Origin of the sequence: Clostridium sp. BJN0001 (assembly GCF_022869825.1) — a bacterium.
Classification (GTDB): Bacteria; Bacillota; Clostridia; order Clostridiales; family Clostridiaceae; genus Clostridium.
This window is the reverse complement of the sequence record NZ_CP094971.1, coordinates 481,571-500,072: the sequence shown is the minus strand read 5'-3', so window position 1 is coordinate 500,072 and position 18,502 is coordinate 481,571. Positions and strand designations below refer to the sequence as shown.

19 protein-coding genes are annotated in these 18,502 nt (G+C 27.8%); 2 read left to right on the top strand and 17 right to left on the bottom strand.

All coding sequences use genetic code 11. The features are described 5' to 3' along the window. Positions 1-17: 17 nt before the first annotated feature. Entirely contained in the window at positions 18-758 is a 741-nt protein-coding gene (locus tag MTX53_RS02380; protein WP_244834621.1) for a hypothetical protein, read from the bottom strand. A 104-nt stretch (positions 759-862) separates the two neighbouring features. Between MTX53_RS02380 and MTX53_RS02375 the strand changes: the two genes are divergently transcribed. Beyond that, positions 863-1,183: a HesB-like protein gene (locus MTX53_RS02375; RefSeq protein WP_244835442.1), complete on the top strand. Its 321-nt coding sequence runs from the start codon at positions 863-865 to the stop codon at positions 1,181-1,183. A 69-nt stretch (positions 1,184-1,252) separates the two neighbouring features. Here MTX53_RS02375 and MTX53_RS02370 read toward each other — a convergent pair whose 3' ends face one another. The 5 genes from MTX53_RS02370 to MTX53_RS02350 form a co-directional block, all read right to left on the bottom strand. Next, on the bottom strand, positions 1,253-1,933 hold the full coding sequence (locus tag MTX53_RS02370; RefSeq protein ID WP_244834620.1) for a hypothetical protein: 681 nt from the start codon (positions 1,931-1,933) through the stop codon (positions 1,253-1,255). Between the two features lie 138 nt (positions 1,934-2,071). After that, a complete protein-coding gene (locus MTX53_RS02365) occupies positions 2,072-3,412 on the bottom strand; it encodes a VWA-like domain-containing protein (RefSeq protein WP_244834619.1) in 1,341 nt (446 codons plus the stop codon). Between the two features lie 18 nt (positions 3,413-3,430). Next, positions 3,431-4,510, bottom strand: a complete 1,080-nt coding sequence (locus MTX53_RS02360) for an AAA family ATPase (protein WP_244834617.1) — start codon at positions 4,508-4,510, stop codon at positions 3,431-3,433. 17 nt (positions 4,511-4,527) lie between these two features. After that, positions 4,528-5,313: a hypothetical protein gene (locus MTX53_RS02355; protein WP_244834616.1), complete on the bottom strand. Its 786-nt coding sequence runs from the start codon at positions 5,311-5,313 to the stop codon at positions 4,528-4,530. A 23-nt stretch (positions 5,314-5,336) separates the two neighbouring features. Continuing rightward, a complete protein-coding gene (locus tag MTX53_RS02350) occupies positions 5,337-6,128 on the bottom strand; it encodes a GTP pyrophosphokinase family protein (protein WP_244834614.1) in 792 nt (263 codons plus the stop codon). 124 nt (positions 6,129-6,252) lie between these two features. Between MTX53_RS02350 and MTX53_RS02345 the strand changes: the two genes are divergently transcribed. Continuing rightward, on the top strand, positions 6,253-6,933 hold the full coding sequence (locus MTX53_RS02345; protein ID WP_244834612.1) for a DUF2225 domain-containing protein: 681 nt from the start codon (positions 6,253-6,255) through the stop codon (positions 6,931-6,933). Between the two features lie 230 nt (positions 6,934-7,163). Here the strand turns inward: MTX53_RS02345 and MTX53_RS02340 are convergent, their stop codons facing one another. From MTX53_RS02340 to MTX53_RS02290, 11 genes are all read right to left on the bottom strand, one after another. Next, entirely contained in the window at positions 7,164-8,159 is a 996-nt protein-coding gene (locus MTX53_RS02340) for a type II toxin-antitoxin system antitoxin SocA domain-containing protein (RefSeq protein WP_244834610.1), read from the bottom strand. A gap of 26 nt (positions 8,160-8,185) precedes the next feature. Further along, positions 8,186-8,596 carry a hypothetical protein gene (locus tag MTX53_RS02335; protein ID WP_244834608.1) on the bottom strand — a complete coding sequence of 137 codons (411 nt, stop codon included), beginning with the start codon at positions 8,594-8,596 and terminating at the stop codon, positions 8,186-8,188. 391 nt (positions 8,597-8,987) lie between these two features. Further along, on the bottom strand, positions 8,988-9,680 hold the full coding sequence (locus MTX53_RS02330; RefSeq protein ID WP_244834607.1) for a metallophosphoesterase: 693 nt from the start codon (positions 9,678-9,680) through the stop codon (positions 8,988-8,990). An 18-nt stretch (positions 9,681-9,698) separates the two neighbouring features. After that, positions 9,699-9,956 (bottom strand): EscU/YscU/HrcU family type III secretion system export apparatus switch protein, encoded by a 258-nt coding sequence (locus tag MTX53_RS02325; protein WP_244834605.1) that lies wholly within the window; start codon positions 9,954-9,956, stop codon positions 9,699-9,701. A 23-nt stretch (positions 9,957-9,979) separates the two neighbouring features. Next, positions 9,980-11,821, bottom strand: coding sequence for a flagellar hook-length control protein FliK (locus MTX53_RS02320; RefSeq protein WP_244834603.1), 1,842 nt, complete (start codon positions 11,819-11,821; stop codon positions 9,980-9,982). Positions 11,822-11,919: 98 nt separating this feature from the next. Further along, entirely contained in the window at positions 11,920-13,140 is a 1,221-nt protein-coding gene (gene tyrS, locus MTX53_RS02315) for a tyrosine--tRNA ligase (RefSeq protein WP_244834602.1), read from the bottom strand. Between the two features lie 48 nt (positions 13,141-13,188). Further along, on the bottom strand, positions 13,189-14,157 hold the full coding sequence (locus MTX53_RS02310; RefSeq protein ID WP_244834600.1) for an acyltransferase family protein: 969 nt from the start codon (positions 14,155-14,157) through the stop codon (positions 13,189-13,191). After that, positions 14,158-15,315 (bottom strand): RNA-binding domain-containing protein, encoded by a 1,158-nt coding sequence (locus tag MTX53_RS02305; RefSeq protein WP_244834598.1) that lies wholly within the window; start codon positions 15,313-15,315, stop codon positions 14,158-14,160. It abuts the gene before it with no gap. A 47-nt stretch (positions 15,316-15,362) separates the two neighbouring features. Next, a complete protein-coding gene (locus tag MTX53_RS02300; RefSeq protein WP_244834597.1) occupies positions 15,363-16,430 on the bottom strand; it encodes a sensor domain-containing diguanylate cyclase in 1,068 nt (355 codons plus the stop codon). 38 nt (positions 16,431-16,468) lie between these two features. Next, complete coding sequence (galU, locus tag MTX53_RS02295) at positions 16,469-17,365, bottom strand: UTP--glucose-1-phosphate uridylyltransferase GalU (RefSeq protein ID WP_244834596.1); 897 nt, start codon at positions 17,363-17,365, stop codon at positions 16,469-16,471. A 23-nt stretch (positions 17,366-17,388) separates the two neighbouring features. Further along, entirely contained in the window at positions 17,389-18,501 is a 1,113-nt protein-coding gene (locus MTX53_RS02290; RefSeq protein ID WP_244834595.1) for a Gfo/Idh/MocA family oxidoreductase, read from the bottom strand. Position 18,502 lies beyond the last annotated feature (1 nt).

The following is an 18,502-nucleotide window of genomic DNA, read 5'->3' as shown; positions in this document are numbered from 1 at the left end:
GCTTTGTCGTTTGTCAATTAATTTAGTATTTTTTTAAATTTCATCAACACATCTCTTACTAAATCCGCATCAAGTGGATAGTAATAATCTAAATATCCGTGTGATTCAAGTTCACCATACATGAATTTTGCCATATATGCCCATCCTTCTGGAAGATATACAAACATTATATCGTTATAATTACAGCTAAGTAGAAAATGTTCTATACCCCAAAAAGAATATTCTTCAATTTGATGAAGTTTATTAAGTTTTTCATAATCATAAACTACTTTATCTGATAATTCATAATTATATATATCGACATAATAAAAATCAAAATGTTCTGATTTCGCTTCAAAAGCATCTATGTTTATAATATCTATTTTAGGATTATATTTAAAATTTCTATTATATAACTCTATAACGTCTTTATTTTTCTCATAAACTATTACCTTACTGACTTCTTTTTTAAGAGCCATAATATAAGGTACATATCCAAGACCAAGTCCTGCAACAGCTACTTTGCCTTTAGCCATCTTTATAGATACAAATGCACCTTGAATTTCTTTTTTGCAAAGATCCATAAGAACTTCTTCACCATTTTTTAAAATTATATGGTTAGACTTGGTTTTCTTATGTATTTTATACATATATCCTTCATCTTCTAAAGCGTATTCAGTCTTTTTCTCAATTGAACATTTTCCAAAAGACTTTTCTTTTATTAAACTATTGAATAATTTCATCTGCTCTAATGCATAATCATAACTGTACGGTTTCATTGCTTCTCCTTAAATGATAAAATCTCTTTTTATTTTTAATTATATATGATATACTGAATTCAGTAAATCAAGATTAAAGAAAGAGGTGTACTATAATGAGTGATATTAAAAAAATTACAATTAGTGAAGAATCTTATAACGAATTTAAATCTTTTCTAGAAGAAAATAATATTAGCGACTTTAATATAAGAATAAATTTTGCAGGAAATTCATGCAGTGGTCCAGCATTTAACATATCTGTTTCAAAACCATCAGAAGATGATGTAACAGAAACAGTAAATGATATAACATTTATAATGCAGAAAGATTTAATTGATGAATTCGGCGGATTTATCATTGATAACAACGAATACGGTTTATCATTAAAGCCAGTTATCGCTCCTCCATCTTGTGGATGTAGTGGAGATTGTTCTGGATGTCACTAAAATAATTAACTAAAGATTATTAAATTTATATCTATAGGCTGACTTAAATTAAGTCAGCCTTTTTATTTTTTATTTTTCACTACTCTCTTCCTTATTAATTTCTTCTTTAAGTTTCCATTCAACATTTCCATATTTTTCATTTATATTACTCATTCCATTAATCATATCTATCCAATAATGTTTATTTATTATAATCTTTTCTCTCTTTTCAGCTGGAATATTCTGAAGATACTTATTATCAAAATCTTCAAAGTAAGTTTTAAGTTCAGTTGCCATCTTAGATAAAACATCAGCATAATAAGTTTCATTACTTCCTAAAGTAAGACCTTTTTCTTCAGTTTCCATTGTTTCATTAAGATTTGATAAAATATATTCTGTAATATTATCATATTCTAATTTATCAAACACTTTAACCTTGTCTATCTTTTTATAAAAAAATGGGATTGATTCTTTTACATGTTCAGAATACTGCTTCCCTAGTAATACTAAATCAGAATCTATACTTTCATAATTTTTATATAACCTTAATAAATTCGTATTGCTTATAAAACCAGCCTGTATTCCTTTATTAATAATATTATAATTAATTTCATTTTTATCACGTATATCAGTTATTGCAGTATATGCATATTTCTCAGATTCATATCTATAGCTCCTATTTATAACAAAATAATAAATATTCGCAACTATGCTTATTACAAGCAGAATACTAAGAGTGAATTTTATATCGACATATTTATAACTTTTCATATATAAAGTCACCTAAATAATCCATGTTACTTAAAACATAAGAATTTTCCCTTTCCAAATATTTGAAGTAATATAAATTTTTTTCTGTATCTATATTATATATAATTATACACAAATTTTAATTAAATTTAAATACTTTTATCGTGCCCAGTCATGAATAACAGAATTAACCATTTCAAGACTTATAGAGCCTTCTACTTTTTTCTTATCTTTATTTATTCTTTTAACTATTCCATATGATTCTTTTAAAGAAAATTCTTCAGATCCTGAAATAACCCATATTATTTTCCTATTTACAGGTTTTATAGAAAGTTTCTTCTCTGAAACTCCATCTGTAAAATAAATAACTAAATAATCTTTCATTCTATTCTCTTTTAAATACTCAAAAACAGGTGAATAAAGTGTACTTCCATTATTTTTTGATCTCTTTTTTATATCATTTTCATCTTTTAATTTATAAACGCTTCTTATTTTATCATCACATTCTATAACTGTTATCTCTGACTCATTATTTTTTACAATTGATATAATTTCAATTAAAAACTTTTTCATCTCATCTTCGCTTATACTTGCACTTATATCTATAACTACAGCAATCTTTGATTTTTTCTCTGGAAGATTTCCTCTTAAATCATAACGATTAGGCTGTCTTCTATTAAGACGTGCTGTTGTCTTTTTATAGCCTGATTTAACTTTTGTTATCTGCATTTTAAGTACGTTTTGCCATGGAATTTCAGGAGTATAAATAAGCGCTTTTATAGGCTCTTCAAGACCTTCTGGTATATTTTTTATTACCTTTGAAAAAGCTGTTTTCTTTATAAGAGAACGTATTTCATCGTAATTAAGATTGCTCTCTTCCCACAATTTATGACTGTCTTTTAATTCAAAATCATTTATCTTCTTATCATTATTTTTATCTTTACTATAATCTTTAGACTTTTCTCTTAATTTAATAGATTTATTTATTATCTTTCCATACTCCTCTGCAGTTTTGTCAGGCATAAGAGATACGTTATATTCACGCTCTACTTTATTTAATTTTCTACTCCAAAGCGGAAGATTATTTATATACTGATTTATAGAAATATCAAGTGCCACTTCACAGGCTTCCTTTGATATACTCTGAAGCATCTTCTTTGCACGTGTATAATGCATATACATAATATGATATATCTCATGCTTAAATAATGCTGCCATTTCTTTTTTTGTACACTCAAGAAAAATATGCGGATTAAAATACATGTTAAACCCATCTCTTTTAGGTATGACTGCTATAGGAGATTCTATATCACATCTTATTTTTCTCTTTATATTCATCATAAAATATCCAAAAAATGAATCCTCAGATGATGACATATAAAGCACAACATCTTCTATAAGTGAAAAGAAATCAAAAGTAAACTGTTCATCAAACTCTTTATTATTAGAATTTTTATATGCTCTTTGAAGAAGTGAAACACGCTTTGACTTAAAATCCATTATCTTCAATCCTCTTTACTACTTATAAATATTAAAAAATGATTCTATAAATCTATCCTCATCAAGAAGTTTATTATATAAAAAAGTATAATCTCTCTTTATTTCTTTCATTATTCCAAGCCTTAAATCTCTTGGATAGCAATCTAAAAGTTCTGAGAAAAGCTTATAATCAGAAGAGGCTCCATTTTCCATAAGATATTTTACTGAATCTTTAAATAATATGTAAAGCCTTGAGTGGCTCTCTTTTAATAACATATTCTTTAAATCATCACTTATAACTCCATACTTAAATATCTTCTTTGCAGTTACAAAAGGCTTTTTTAAGTTCATTAAAAATGTAGCTAAATCGTTTGCTATAGAAACTCCTACATTTCCTTTTACAGTATTTAAAAATGTATCAAATGAATATTTCTTTTCTGAATTTTTATAAACTTTATATGATTTAGATACCCTCTCCCAGCTTCTTGGTGTAGGCTTTATAGTTTCTTCTATTGTAGGTTTATTTAAATAATCAGGAAAGTTTGAAATAAATTCGATAATATCTAAATCTATATTTCCACTGCCGCTCATAGCCCATTTAATCCACTCGTGTACATCTGAATCAAGCCTTATAAATACAAATCTATCTTCCTGAGCTGGATCCAAATCTGATACTTCGTAGCTTGTGTCATAAAAACCATCATTTCTATTTGAAGGGTTCATAGCGGCTATTACCTTTACTCTATCTGATAATACATACCCGTTTATCTCCCTATTTAAAATAAGATTCATAAGCTCCTGTGCTACTGCATGATCACACCTATTTAATTCATCAATAAATAATATTAAATCCTTATCACTGCTTTTTAATAGCTCACTTGTCTTTCTTAATTTACTATGAACTGCATAGACTGTCACACCGTTTTCTATCATTGGAAGGCCACCTATCTCACCTTCCTTTAATAAATTAGCATCTATTGTTACAAGCATATAATTATTATCATCTGCAAGCTTTTTTACAAGAGAAGTCTTACCAATTCCACTATGTCCTATAATAAGAGGAACATCATTCGATTCTATAACAAGACTTACAGCTTCATAAGCATCTTTAAAGTTCATTTTTTCCTCCTAAAAGATTATATTTCAAGTTCATAATCTACTGTTAATTTCTTTACATTTTTGCATCCATAATCATTTATAAAATTAATCTTATCCATATCGAGAATCTCAAGTTCTAAAAAATTCTTAAGATAATCTTTATCTAAATTTTCATCTTTAAGTTTTTCTTTAAGAACGTCAATAACAATAGATATATCTATACTTTCATAAACATATTTAACTACGTTTATGTTAACCCTTATAAAATCTTTTAAATCATCTAAAGTATATGAAGGTATATAATTTATTGCCTGTGCATCACTTTTAACTGCTAATAGAACTGCTTCTTTATTTGGATTTTTTATATACTTTATTGCAAGATAGTAGTTTTTAACTGCTTCTAGCTGTACTAAAAGTGATGGATTTTCTATATATTTTATTGCATCATAATCGTTTTCTACTGCATCTATCTTTAGCTTTTCAGATGGATTTTTTATATACCTTATAGCCCACCCTTTTGCATTTACTGCCTCAGATAAGACTTTTTCTGAAGGATTTTTTATATATGAAAGTGTATTCCATGAGCTTTTAACTGCAAATATAGCTGCATTCTCAGTTAAATCATCTATATATTTAACTGATATTGGCATTTTTCTTATAGCTTCTATCTGCATCTGTTCAGTAGGATTTTCTATATATTTAATAAATGCTCCATCTTCTTTTATCATTTGTAAACAGATTTTATAATAATCATCTCTGTCTTTTATTTCTCTAACAAATGATGGATTATCTTTAAGCTTTAATAAGATGTCTTCTATTTTCATAATAAGTCATGCTCCTTAAAATATTAATCCCTATACTTTTCTATTTCTTTTTTTACATCAGTTAAAAGATTATTAAGCTCCCATACTTCTCCTTCATCTATTAGCTTGTTTAAGATTTTCTGATACCTTGCCGCATCAGCATTTTTACCTAAAGATATTAAAGTTAAAAGACCATTCATAATACTTGAAATAAGATGAGACTTAACTTCAAAAAGCTTCTGTGCATCTTTTATTTCATCTTTTATTTCGAGCATCTCTTCATCAAGTTTAAATGCTGCATCAGCAGAACTTTTAAGTTTTGTCTTTAATTCATCAGGTATATGGTGTTTATATTTATAATTAAGCGAATGTTCAATTGTTGCCCAGAAGTTCATAGCAAGAGTTCTTATTTGAAATTCTGCTAAAATAAACTTAAGTCCTTCTGCCATATTAACAGGATACTTAATTAACATATGATAACTTCTGTAACCACTCTCTTTAACATTTGTTACATAATCCTTTTCATATAATATCTGCATATCTTTTCTATTTCTTAAAAGATTAACAACAGTATCAATGTCATCAACAAACTGACACATTATTCTTATTCCTGCAATATCCTCAAGTTCATACTGTATTCTATCAATTGGTATCTCAAATTTATTTGCTTTTTCAAGCATACTTGATACTTCTTTGACTCTCCCCGTAACAAACTCTATAGGTGAATACTCATTCTTTTTTCTATACTCTTTTCTTATAGACCTTAATTTTACTTTTAGTTCTTCAACTGCCTGTTCATAAGGCATTAAAAAATTTTTCCAATCTTGTATCGCCATTTTGCTTCATCCCTTAAATTCTTAATACATCACTAGTATTATAACAAAAAACAAACTTAATTTGTAAAAATAATATATATTTATGCTATAATAAATACATATTATTAATTTTGGAGCTGACAATATGTATGATACTAACATTTTAAATCACTTATTTGACAAAGAAGTTGTTTGTCCTGTATGTGGGGCAAAATTTAAAGTAAAAGTTGTAAAATCTAAATCACCTCGTATATTATCACGAGATAGTGATTTTTTTATGCGCTATTCAGTAATAAATCCTTACTTTTATGATGTATGGATATGCAATTCTTGTGGATATTCAGCAATGAAAGCTGATTTTGAAAAGATAAAGTCTTATAAAAAACAAGATGTATTAGATAATATAACTCCTAAATGGTCTCCAAGAGAATTAACTGTAATTTCAAATGAACATATAGCAATAAAAAGATATAAATTAGCGCTTCTAACAGCTGTTCTCGCCAATTTAAATGATAGTACAAAAGCAATGATACTTCTTAAAATGGCATGGATGTACAGGCTTTTAGAAGATACTTCAAACGAAAAGCAGTATATAAAACAAGCAATCGATTGTTTTAGCAGTACATACTACAAAGAAGATCTTCCTGTATATGGTCTGCAAAGAGATTCTCTTATATACCTTCTTGGAAATTTAAATTATAGAATAGATAATAAAGAAGAAGCTTTGAAATGGATTTCAAAAGTTTTGACAAGCTTTAATTCTTCTTACAGAGTAAAAGACATGGCTAGAAATCTTAAATATGAAATAAAAGGACAAGACAAATGACAAAGCACAATTGACAAATGACAAAGAGGGTTGTTTCTGCTCAGTCGCAGAAACTAAAATATATTGAGCTTTCGCTTCAGGCGAAAGCTTTTGTATTTTGAGAGAATCTCAAAATACATAAATTGAAATTCCTACGGAATTTCCACCTTCTTTGTCCTTTGTCCTTTAACAATTTGTCATTTGAAAAGTCCTTTGTCATTTAACAATTTGTCATTTGTCCATTAAACGTTCTAAATCTGTTCAAACATTTTCTGAGTATATCCTTTAATATCATTTGTATTAATCATATTGTACTTTTCTTTAACAGCACTAAAGTAAGTTCCTATAAGTTCTTTCTCAATAATTTTATCTGATGCTGTAGTAAGCGAAAGTTCTCCTCTAGTTGAAAGCCAAGGAGTTTCTGAATGTGTAAATGCTTCAAGAACTTTTCCACTATAGCAACAAATATTCTTTATCACACTATCTAAAATTGCTTTTTCAGATGAAGAAAATACTGAATCATCAAATTCGTCATTTCCTTCAATAGAATCAAATCTATAATCCCGATACCTATAATATATATCTCGATAGACAGGCCCATGAACCCATGCTTCACACTCCTCAGAAAAAAGAAATGTTTTGTAAAAAGCATAATAAAATCCCTGAATATAATATAGTGCTTTCTGTAATGCTAATGGCGTGATGTCTTCACATTGACTCAACAAATATTCAATTGCTAAATCTATCTTTGTCTTTGTATTCTGAGTTCTTCCAAGAAGTTTATTTACTGCTCTTTTGCTCTTCTCATAAGATGCAGTAGTTTTCAAATTTCCTTTATTATTTTCTAATATTTCTGCATAATAAGCTGAATCATCATAGAGCTTTTGCAGAATTTCAGAATACTGCTTTGTTGGCATATCTCCATCGCAATATCTAGAAAATGTCTGTTCTCCCCAACCAAGTAAAAGGGAAAGTGGTCTTTTTCCAATCGAATATTTTTCAGGAATTGCTAAAATCACCTTAAGCGATACGATATTATTCTTTTCTCTATATGCATCATATAACTCTTTCAAATTAAAATCATTTACCTCTGCAACATAAATCTTTGAGCCGCAATCTACACAACGTGCTTCTTTTCCAATATAAGAATATTTTTCACCTTTAATAGTACCTTCCATTTTCTTTTCATTAATAGTAAAAGCAACATCATTTCTACATTCTTCGCAAAATACTTTTCTTTCACTCATAATAGCGTCTCCTTTCAATTTCCGACTTACTTAAATAAGTAATCAATCGGCTTGTTTAGTTTATGAAAAGATATTACAACTGTACGGCTTCCATTAGACATATCTATCACATTAAATTTGGTGTAAATATCTACGGTTTCTTCTTCTCCATCAGCATTAAATAATTGAGCCTTCGGAACAAAAACATAAAGAACTTCATATTCAAAACCAATTTTTATATTCTGCAATGTATGACAAAAATCTTCTGTTTTTATCTGTAATAATATTGATTTTTGTTTATCACTTCGAATATTATATTCATTAATAAAGTCTAAATTTTCCTGTCTATTTTTGTTTAGTGCAATCGTAAATTTATTATTCACCACACAATTTTTTATTTTATTAAGAATAGCATCTATCTGCTCTCTTGTGTAGTTCTGGTTATAATATGGATTCATTGCATCACCTCTTTGTAATACAAAGATACTTTATTATATGCTATTTGTCAATATAAATGTATCAATTAGTGCATTTATATTTATGAATTTTTTATATTATCTGCAAACATGCATCAAATAAGAAAAAGAACATACTAAATGACAAATAGGGCTCTTTATACTTAGGCACAGAAACTTGGAATTTGATAAAATTCATAATGTGCTAATGTATAATTGATAATTGTAGAAGTTTCTGCTTAAAGTGCAGAAACAAAAAATAAAAGCTTTCGCTTCAAGCGAAAGCTTTATTTTTTGCGAAAATCGCAAAATACATACAATGAAATTCCGGAGGAATTGCCACCTTCTTTGTCCTTTGTCATTTAACAATTTGTCATTTGCACTATCATTTTCCTTAGTCCATTATTTTTATAGGATCAAAATCTATATAATCTGATGATGTAAGCATATATTCTATTCCATCTATCATTCCTTGATATAATTTTCCTTTTAAAACTGCTCCGTGAAGATGGCCATATATTACTTTTTCAACATTGTACTGTTTAAAAATTTCAGTGAATGCTGAATCCTCAAACTTTTCATTAACTGGTGGATAATGAATCATAACTATTATTTTATCATAGCCATTTTTTTTAGCTTCATCTAGTGATAATTTGAGCCTTATCTGCTCTCTTAAGTAAATCTTTTCGTCTTTAGATGTAAACTTATCACTTCCTGGACATATCCAACCTCTTGTACCGCATATAGCATAATCTTTATATGTATAAAAATTATTCTGGATAAACTTCGTATTTTCATAAAGACTATTTAGTTTACTTATGCTCCCCCACCAATAATCATGATTTCCCTTGCTTATTATTTTTCTTCCTGGAAGATCATTTATAAAATTCAAATCATATTCACTGTCTTTTTCTTTAAGAGACCATGAAATATCCCCTGCAATCAAAACAGTATCCGTATCCTTTATTTTTTTTAACCAATTGCTTTTTATCTTAAACGCATGATCTTTCCATTTCTCTCCAAATACATCCATTGGTTTCTCCACATTAAAACCAAGATGAAGATCTGAAATAGTGTAAAGTGCCATATATAATTTCCTTTCGGTCTATAATTTTTTATCAATATCTGTTACAAAAGCTATAATATGTGCTACAGCTTCATATAGTTCATCAGGAATTTCGCTTCCAACATCAACGTTACATAATAAATTTGTAAGTTCCTTATTATATACAACAGGAACATCATTATCTTTCGCTTTTTCTATTATATTATCTGCAATTTTTCCAATACCATAAGCTGTAACTACAGGAGCTTCATTATTAAATTCATATTGAAGAGCCGCAGCTTTTTTTCTCTGATTCATAACTTACCCCTTTCTTAAAATAATTATACCATTGTGTCAATTACTGATATAGTAAAATCGTTGAAAAACTTTCTACAGTTTGTTATATCTGTTTCTTCAACCTTCGGATTTACAGAAACATTAATATTTAATCCTAAAGTGCTAAGGCCATTTATAAGATTTATTTTTTTATTTTCTATCGTTCTAACAAAATTAGGTTCACACTTTATATTTACATCGAGCCTATTCTTATTTATAATTACATAATTATCTACTTTTCCCATATTAGCTGTATCTATTGTAACTATCATTCTTGCATTTGTCTTATCTATTTTCTTTCCATCTTTTCTTTTGTCTTTAATAATTACTCTACATGGACATTCACTATCTTGAGCCTTTATAGGAAAATTAATATAATAATATTTATCATTTATAGAATTAAAGACTTTTATATCACTAATATTACTTTTTATTATTGATATTATCTTATCAGTAATATTCGAATCAGACTGAAGATGCTTTATTATATTTTTAACAGCATCCTTTACTTCATTAATATTATTTTTTATATTATCTTTTATATCTTTATAGTCAGTTTTTAATAGATTTTTACTCGTATCATTTAAAGTATCATTCTTTACTGCACTATTAGATATCTCTTCTTTTATTAGATTAACTATCTTTTTATATTCACTATCAGTAAGATTTACATCTTTATTTTGCGATTTTGAAATAATATTTTCAAGTTTTGCTTTATTAGCTTCATCTATAATTTTTGAAGCTTCTTTACTTATATTATTTTCATCATAACTACCATCTATATTAAGATCATTTATTATATTTTTTATAGACTCATCATCTAAATTTTGTATTATATTTTTTATTTCAACAAATTCATCGTTTTGCTGAAATTTTGTATCATTATCATAATTTTCCGAAAGAGTCTTTAAAAGATCCATAACATTTATCTTTTTGCCAGGATCATTTGAAACGTATGTTTCAGTTGCTTTCATCTGGCTTTGAGGCGAAGATATATTTTGCTTATCTTCTTTGATAAGATTTTCCGTATCATTTGAATTATCCATAATCATTTTATTAAATAACTCAATATCCTTATCTGATGGAAAGTCAGTTAAATTTTCTCCTTTAGATAAATTTTGAATTTGATCATTTATATTCTTAACCACATTTTCAATAGTTTTCTGTGGGGTACTCGAATCTACACTGTTTTTAAATAGACCTTCAAAGCTTTTTATATTTTCTTCAGAAAAATCTATATTATTTTCAATAAATGTTAAAATATCTTTCTCTGACATACTTTGAAATTCGTTAAAAAATTTAGTTAATATTTCTTTTATTTTATTTCCTTCTGTAGAATCAGAACTTACTCCTCTACTATTTAAAAACTTCTGAATAAATTCATTTACCTCTTCATTATCTAGCGAAATTTTTCCTTTAAACTGTAAAAGACCTTTAACAAGATTAATATTTTCTTTAGTAAGGCTCATACCATGATCTACCATATCTTTTAAAATACTAATATCCTCTTTTGAAAGTCCTTCTTTTTCAATTATATTATTAAAATTTTCATCACTACTTAAATCCTCAGCATTTGCTGATGATTTTATAAGTTTTAATTTAAGCTTTCCATTACTATATCCATCTACCTGAAACTGTACTAGCTTAATATCATCAAGATTTACATCTGGTCCATCGTACTCTGCAATAAACTGCCATCCATCAGAAAGTCTTACTGTGATATCATTTCCATCACCTTTATCTACTATTCTTCCTGTAAATTTCTCTCCAACTTCAAATGTAAGTTTACTTGATATTTTTTTATTATTAACTTTGTATCCATTGTTTATATTATTAATACTTGGCATTATTATTAAACTCCTATAAAAAAAACTTCTGAATTAACTTTACTATATTATATATCGAAATAAATACAATAAAATTAATAGAGAAGTTTTCCTTTAAATTATTTAATAACTATTTTGTTATAATTTTTCTTTCCTCTTTTTACTAAAGCAGAACCATCTTTAAAATCATCTTCTGTAAGTGTTCTCTTAACATCTGTAACTTTTTCATCATTTAATGATAATCCATTTTGCTGAATTAATCTTCTTGCTTCAGATTTTGTAGATACAATTTTAAGCTTTGCTAAAACATCTATAATAGGAAGACCTAAATCTTCTTTTCCCATTTCATTTGTTGGAACACTACTCATATCAGTTCCTCCAACAAATAATGCTTTTGCAGCCTTATCTGCTTTTTTAGCTTCTTCTTCACCATGAACAAGCTTTGTAACTTCATATGCAAGAACTTCTTTAGCCTTATTTATTTCAGCTCCTTCAAGTAAGCCTAATCTTCTTACTTCATCCATAGGAAGGAATGTTAAAAGTGAAAGACATTTCTCTACATCTGCATCATCTACATTTCTCCAATATTGATAGAAGTCATAAGGAGATGTCTTTTCAGGATCAAGCCATAAAGCTCCACCTACTGTTTTTCCCATCTTCTGTCCCTGACTGTTTGTTAAAAGTGTACATGTTAATGCCATTGCCTGACCTTGTGCCTTTTTTCTTACAAGATTAACACCTGCAATCATATTTGACCACTGGTCATCTCCACCAAGTTCAAGCTTACAGTTATATTTCTGATTTAATACGTAAAAATCATATCCCTGCATAAGCATATAGTTGAATTCTAAGAATGAAAGTCCTTTTTCCATTCTCTGCTTAAAACATTCAGCAGTAAGCATCTTATTTACTGTAAAATGTACTCCTACTTCTCTTAAAAAATCTACATAATTTAAATTAAGTAGCCAGTCTCCATTATTAACAAGAAGTGCTTTTCCATCTGAAAAATCAATAAATCTTGACATCTGCTTCTTTATATGGTCAACATTATGCTGAATCTGATCTTTAGTAAGCATTTTTCTCATATCAGTTTTTCCACTTGGATCACCAACCATAGCTGTTCCTCCACCTAAAAGTGCTATTGGTCTGTGTCCTGCTCTTTGCATATGAGCCATAAACATAAGTGCAATAAAATGACCTACATGAAGACTATCTGCTGTTGGATCAAATCCTATATAAAAAGTTACCTTTTCATTTTCTAATAATTTTCTTGTTTCCTCTTCGTGAGTAAACTGTTTTATGTAACCTCTTTCTAATAACTCATCTAAAACGTTTGACATTATTAAAACCTCCGTACTTTATGTTATAACTATTTAAATATAATATCATTATCCTTTAATTTTATCAATACTGCCCTTATATTTTCTACCAATCATAAATGGCAGAAACTTATTAACAATAAAGATAATAGGCACTTCAATAAAAGCAATTACAACTAAAAATAGTGCCATTTTTCTATGTCCTGAAATGACAAAACCATAATTTTTAAATGCTCTTATTATAATCTGATGTGTAAGCATTATTAAAAGTGAATTTTTTCCCAAAAATAATAGAGCCTTATTATTTTTTTCATTTTTAAACATGTTTATAAGAAAATATGTACCAAATAAAGATGTAAAAATAAAAATAAATTTATTATTAAGCTGAAGTGCATAAATTTCAACATCTCCATTATACTGTGAAGCAAAATATACTATTATCATTCCTACAATTGAAAGACTAAGCGGCACATCATATTTTTTTATAACTTCAAATAAATAATATCCAAAAGCTATAAAAAAAAGAGCAACAAAAACTCTGAAAAGTATTAATAAAAATATGCTTTCCATACTATTTTGTGTTAAACCTACAATAAATAAAAAAATACATGAACCTGCTATAATAAAATCATTTTTTATATATTTTTTTAATACCATAAAAATTATTATAGAAAAAAACATAGATGGTAGAAACCATAACGCATCAAATCCTTGCAGCGTTAAAAGTCTTTTAATATAATAAGAAAATGTTTCATCATTAAATTCACTAAAATTAAGCTGTATTAATATGCTTAAAATTCCAAATGTAAAATATGGAACAATGAGTGCTTTAAATTTTTTTATTAATCCTTTTTTTAAATCCGAATCAATACCTATGTATCTAATTAATGCACCTGAAACTATAAAAAAAAGAGGCATATGAAATGAATATATAAACATTCTTATATTATCATTACAATAATTTAAATGTCCCCATATAACGAGTAAAATCGCAATTCCCTTTACATAATCAAAGTAATCTATTCTTTCCTTAGACACCTATATATCACCTCTTAATTTATATTTTGTTCCAGGAAGTATTACTTTAAAACTATGTTCAACTCTTGAATTTATAAACTTTACTCTTCTTCCCTTAAAAGAATTCTTTATTCTCTTTAGCCCATTTCCATTATTCAAAAAACCTTTTCCATCATCTAAAGTAATCATCTTCTCATAGAGCCATATATTTCTTCTGCTGTAATTAGTTTTTTCACCATTTATGTTCTGATTAATAAATTCACCAGGACTTGTTACTATTATATCATCATCAGATATAAATACTTCTATAATTCTGTTTAATGCAAAGTATTCCCTATATAAAACTGCATTTTTTATAGCTTCAAGAACTGAAGTTATAGGATAATCTGACGGAAGAATTTTCTTTAAAGTATCCATACACTTTTCTATCATTGATAATAAACTTCCTTGAATTACTGCCACTTCACTTTTTCCATTATTTGAATAAACTATCTTTATTATGTTATTTGGTATGCTCAAATAATTTTCATCTGAAAATACGAGAAGACCTCCATAAGTGCATTTATACTCACAGGTTTCTCTCTGTTTTGAAATAATTCCTGCACTTACTAAAAGAAACTTCTCATTTTTTTCATTAAGCTCAATATCTTTCTTTTGAAAATATTTTTTCACAATATCCATGTTTAGCATTTTTATATCACTTTGAATAACAGGACACGTTTCTATTGTAAGACTAAGTTCTGATTCCAAAAGTGATATAAGCTCTTGCTTTCTCATTACATCTGTAGTTGATCCACGTCTTATATAAAAAGCCCCATTATCTCTTACCTGATAAGGTCTTTGCTGTGCATCAAATATTGTAATTACTCCAATAACCTTCTCTTTATAATTTACAAAATCTACCTTTATAGGAATTGGAGGTTCACATCTACTTGTTATTATCTGCTGAACCTGCTCTTCCTTAAACATATTTTCATCATCAAGACCTATTATTTTTTTAGTCTTGTCCTCAACACCTATTACAAGGTAGCCTCGTCCACCATTTGAATTTGCAATAGCACATATGTCTTTTGTAAGTTCTTTTTTACCTGTCTCACTAGATAATTCAAGCTGCTGCTTAAAATCTAATTTAACTCCTTCATCACCTTTTATAAGAAGCTTTAATTTTTTTATATTCATTTTAAATAAAGAGCCTCCTTAAAATTAATCGAAGTTACATATTTTTTTTATAATTCTGATACAACTACCCTGTTTTTTCCCAATTCTTTTGCTTTGTAAAGCATTTTATCTGCGACTTTTACAAGTTTATTTGCACTATTTATACTTTCTGAATAAAATACAATTCCAAAACTTACAGTTACTTTTCTTGAACTTTCTTGATATTTTACATCAGTTTCTCCAACTGTTTTTCTGATATTCTCTATAATTTTATATACGTCATTTCTATCTTTATCACGCATACATATAATAAACTCTTCTCCACCATATCTTGCAAGAATATCTTCTTTAGTAAGTCTGCTTTTTATAATACTCGTAATTACTCTTAAAACTTCATCACCAAACTGATGTCCAAAAGTGTCATTAACATTCTTAAAATCATCTATATCAAGCATTATAATAGACATATTCTTTGTCTTTCCAATAATTTCACTATTCATATATTCAAAAAAGTATTTTCTATTGTATATTCCAAGAAGTGCATCTTTTTTAGTAATGTCCTCAAGTTTTTTATATAATTCAAAATTATCAAGTGCAACTGCTATTTGATTCGCAATTGAATTTAAAAACTTTTCAAGTTCAGCATTCATAAAATTATATATATAATGCTCTACTATTACATACCCAATAAATTTTTCTCTAAGCTTTATAGGCATTCCCATTATTGATTTTATTTGAGTTCTATTTTCATTTTCAGGTCTTATTGGCTTTTTAGAATTTATAATAAATCTTTCGTATTTATTTATTTTATCAATTTCCTGTGGAATTAATGCATTTTCATTTTCAGGAACATTTGTGCTCTTTATTAAGAGCATGTCCCCCTGTTTTACTAATATAGTTGAATACGTAACCCCTAAAATACCTATTATCATATCATTAATCATCATTGTGAGATTATCATTGCATAAAAACGTATTTATATATTTACTTATTTCAACTATATTACTGAGCGAACTTATATCTTTTTCGAGTTTTGTAACTCTGTTGCTTAATTTTTGCAAATTTTTTTCTGAGGAAAGCTGATATGATTCATACTCTTTTTTTAGATTCAAATATAATTCTTTATAATTAGGCATCTAGATTATTCACCACTTTCGACTCACATATTAAAATATTATTGCTTATTCTTTTGTTCGCATTCTATTTTGTCCCATGGTTTGCTACTTAAATATTCAATAAATCTATCACGTAACTTTGGTTTTCTAAGTGCATATTCTACTGTCGCCTGAAGAAATCCCATTTTGTCTCCTACGTCATAACGTCTTCCTTCAAAACTATATGCATACATAGCTTCTCTTCCTATAAGTGTATTTAATGCATCTGTAAGCTGTATCTCTCCATTTTTACCTGGCTTTGTATTTTTAAGTACATCAAAAATTTGAGGCATTATAATATATCTTCCAAGTATAGCGATATTGCTTGGTGCTTCTTCAATTTTAGGTTTCTCAATAAGTCTTTTTGCTTTAAATACGTTTCCTTCAATATGAATTCCTTCAACAATACCATATTTAGATACATCATTCTTATTTACATGCTGCACTCCTAGTATTGTTGTATTGTATTCATCAAAACAGTCAATAAGCTGCTTTAAGCATGGCTTTTTACTATGAACTACATCGTCTCCTAAAAGAACTGCAAATGGTTCATTTCCAACAAATGTTTTAGCACAATAAATTGCATGGCCTAAACCTTTTGGCTCTTTTTGTCTTATATAATGTATATCTACCATATCAGAAATCTTTCTTACCATATTAAGCATTTCTGTTTTACCTGACTTTTCAAGTTCAAGTTCAAGTTCAATTGATTTATCAAAATGATCTTCTATACATTTTTTATTTCTACCTGTTATTACAAGTATTTCTTCTATTCCCGATGCAACAGCTTCTTCTATAATGTACTGAATAGTTGGCTTATCAACTATTGGAAGCATTTCCTTAGGTTGTGCTTTTGTTGCAGGTAAAAATCTTGTTCCTAGACCTGCTGCAGGGATAATTGCTTTTTTAACTTTCATAACTCATACCCACCTTTTATCTTTTATTTTCTATATTTTTTTCTTCCTTCAAATGTATCTTCCATGTCTGTTGTTTTAAAGTTTGTAAATGGAAATTTTACTGGAAGTCCTGTTTTTCTTGATTTATATGCTGCAAGTATAATTGACATTGCCTTTATTCCTTCTTTTCCTGAAACAAGAGGCTCTGTATCATTATTTATAGCATCTATTACATTTTTAAATAAAGGAGTATGTCCTTTTCCATAAACGTTATCTATCTTTGTATTAACTTCGCCTTTTACTTTTTCTTCATCATCACCTTCAAATCTCCAAGTTTCAAGCTGATTTACTGCAAGACCTCCGATAGATACTGCTCCTTTTTCTCCAAATACACTTAAAGTTTCTTCAAGATTCTTTGGATATACGCATGCTGAACCTTCAACAATACCTATTGCACCATTTTTAAATCTAATTAAGATAGTTCCAAAATCTTCTGCTTCAATATCTCTTAAGAATGTATCACACTCTGCATAAACTTTGTCTATCTCTCCTCCCATCATCCATTGAAGAAGATCTATATTATGAATACACTGGTTCATTAAAGTTCCTCCATCAAGTTTCCATGTTCCTCTCCATGGAGCCTGATTATAATAATCCATGTTTCTATTCCATAAAATTCTTGCTTCTCCATTTACAAGCTTTCCGAACTTATTGTTTTCTATTGCTTCTCTAAGTTTTACTACTGGTTTATTAAATCTGTTCTGATGACATATACTTAATTTTACATGGTTCTTTTCTGCTACTTCTATCATTTTATTAGCATCGTCAATTGACATTGCCATAGGTTTTTCTACAATAACATTTATTCCATGTTCCATTGCATAAATAGCAATTTTTGCATGATATCCACTCTCTGTAGCTACTGTAACGACATCTAAATCTTCATTATCTATCATGTCTTTATAATCAGTATATGTAGAGACTTTTTTGTCTTCGCCCATCTTTTCTAAGTATTCATCTCTTTTTGATTCAGCCTTTTTTAAAATGACGTCACAAACTGCCTTTAAAACTGCTTCTTCTCTATTATTATATAATGCTTCAACATGTTTATATGATATTCTTCCACAACCAATAATCGCAAAATTTAATTTTTTCATT

Coding starts and splice junctions, on each gene's coding strand:
- MTX53_RS02380 (WP_244834621.1), bottom strand. CDS start 758: ATGAAACCGTACAGTTATGATTATGCATTAGAGCAGATGAAATTATTC.
- MTX53_RS02370 (WP_244834620.1), bottom strand. CDS start 1,933: ATGAAAAGTTATAAATATGTCGATATAAAATTCACTCTTAGTATTCTG.
- MTX53_RS02365 (WP_244834619.1), bottom strand. CDS start 3,412: ATGGATTTTAAGTCAAAGCGTGTTTCACTTCTTCAAAGAGCATATAAA.
- MTX53_RS02360 (WP_244834617.1), bottom strand. CDS start 4,510: ATGAACTTTAAAGATGCTTATGAAGCTGTAAGTCTTGTTATAGAATCG.
- MTX53_RS02355 (WP_244834616.1), bottom strand. CDS start 5,313: ATGAAAATAGAAGACATCTTATTAAAGCTTAAAGATAATCCATCATTT.
- MTX53_RS02350 (WP_244834614.1), bottom strand. CDS start 6,128: ATGGCGATACAAGATTGGAAAAATTTTTTAATGCCTTATGAACAGGCA.
- MTX53_RS02345 (WP_244834612.1), top strand. CDS start 6,253: ATGTATGATACTAACATTTTAAATCACTTATTTGACAAAGAAGTTGTT.
- MTX53_RS02340 (WP_244834610.1), bottom strand. CDS start 8,159: ATGAGTGAAAGAAAAGTATTTTGCGAAGAATGTAGAAATGATGTTGCT.
- MTX53_RS02335 (WP_244834608.1), bottom strand. CDS start 8,596: ATGAATCCATATTATAACCAGAACTACACAAGAGAGCAGATAGATGCT.
- MTX53_RS02330 (WP_244834607.1), bottom strand. CDS start 9,680: ATGGCACTTTACACTATTTCAGATCTTCATCTTGGTTTTAATGTGGAG.
- MTX53_RS02325 (WP_244834605.1), bottom strand. CDS start 9,956: ATGAATCAGAGAAAAAAAGCTGCGGCTCTTCAATATGAATTTAATAAT.
- MTX53_RS02320 (WP_244834603.1), bottom strand. CDS start 11,821: ATGCCAAGTATTAATAATATAAACAATGGATACAAAGTTAATAATAAA.
- tyrS (WP_244834602.1), bottom strand. CDS start 13,140: ATGTCAAACGTTTTAGATGAGTTATTAGAAAGAGGTTACATAAAACAG.
- MTX53_RS02305 (WP_244834598.1), bottom strand. CDS start 15,315: ATGAATATAAAAAAATTAAAGCTTCTTATAAAAGGTGATGAAGGAGTT.
- MTX53_RS02300 (WP_244834597.1), bottom strand. CDS start 16,430: ATGCCTAATTATAAAGAATTATATTTGAATCTAAAAAAAGAGTATGAA.
- galU (WP_244834596.1), bottom strand. CDS start 17,365: ATGAAAGTTAAAAAAGCAATTATCCCTGCAGCAGGTCTAGGAACAAGA.
- MTX53_RS02290 (WP_244834595.1), bottom strand. CDS start 18,501: ATGAAAAAATTAAATTTTGCGATTATTGGTTGTGGAAGAATATCATAT.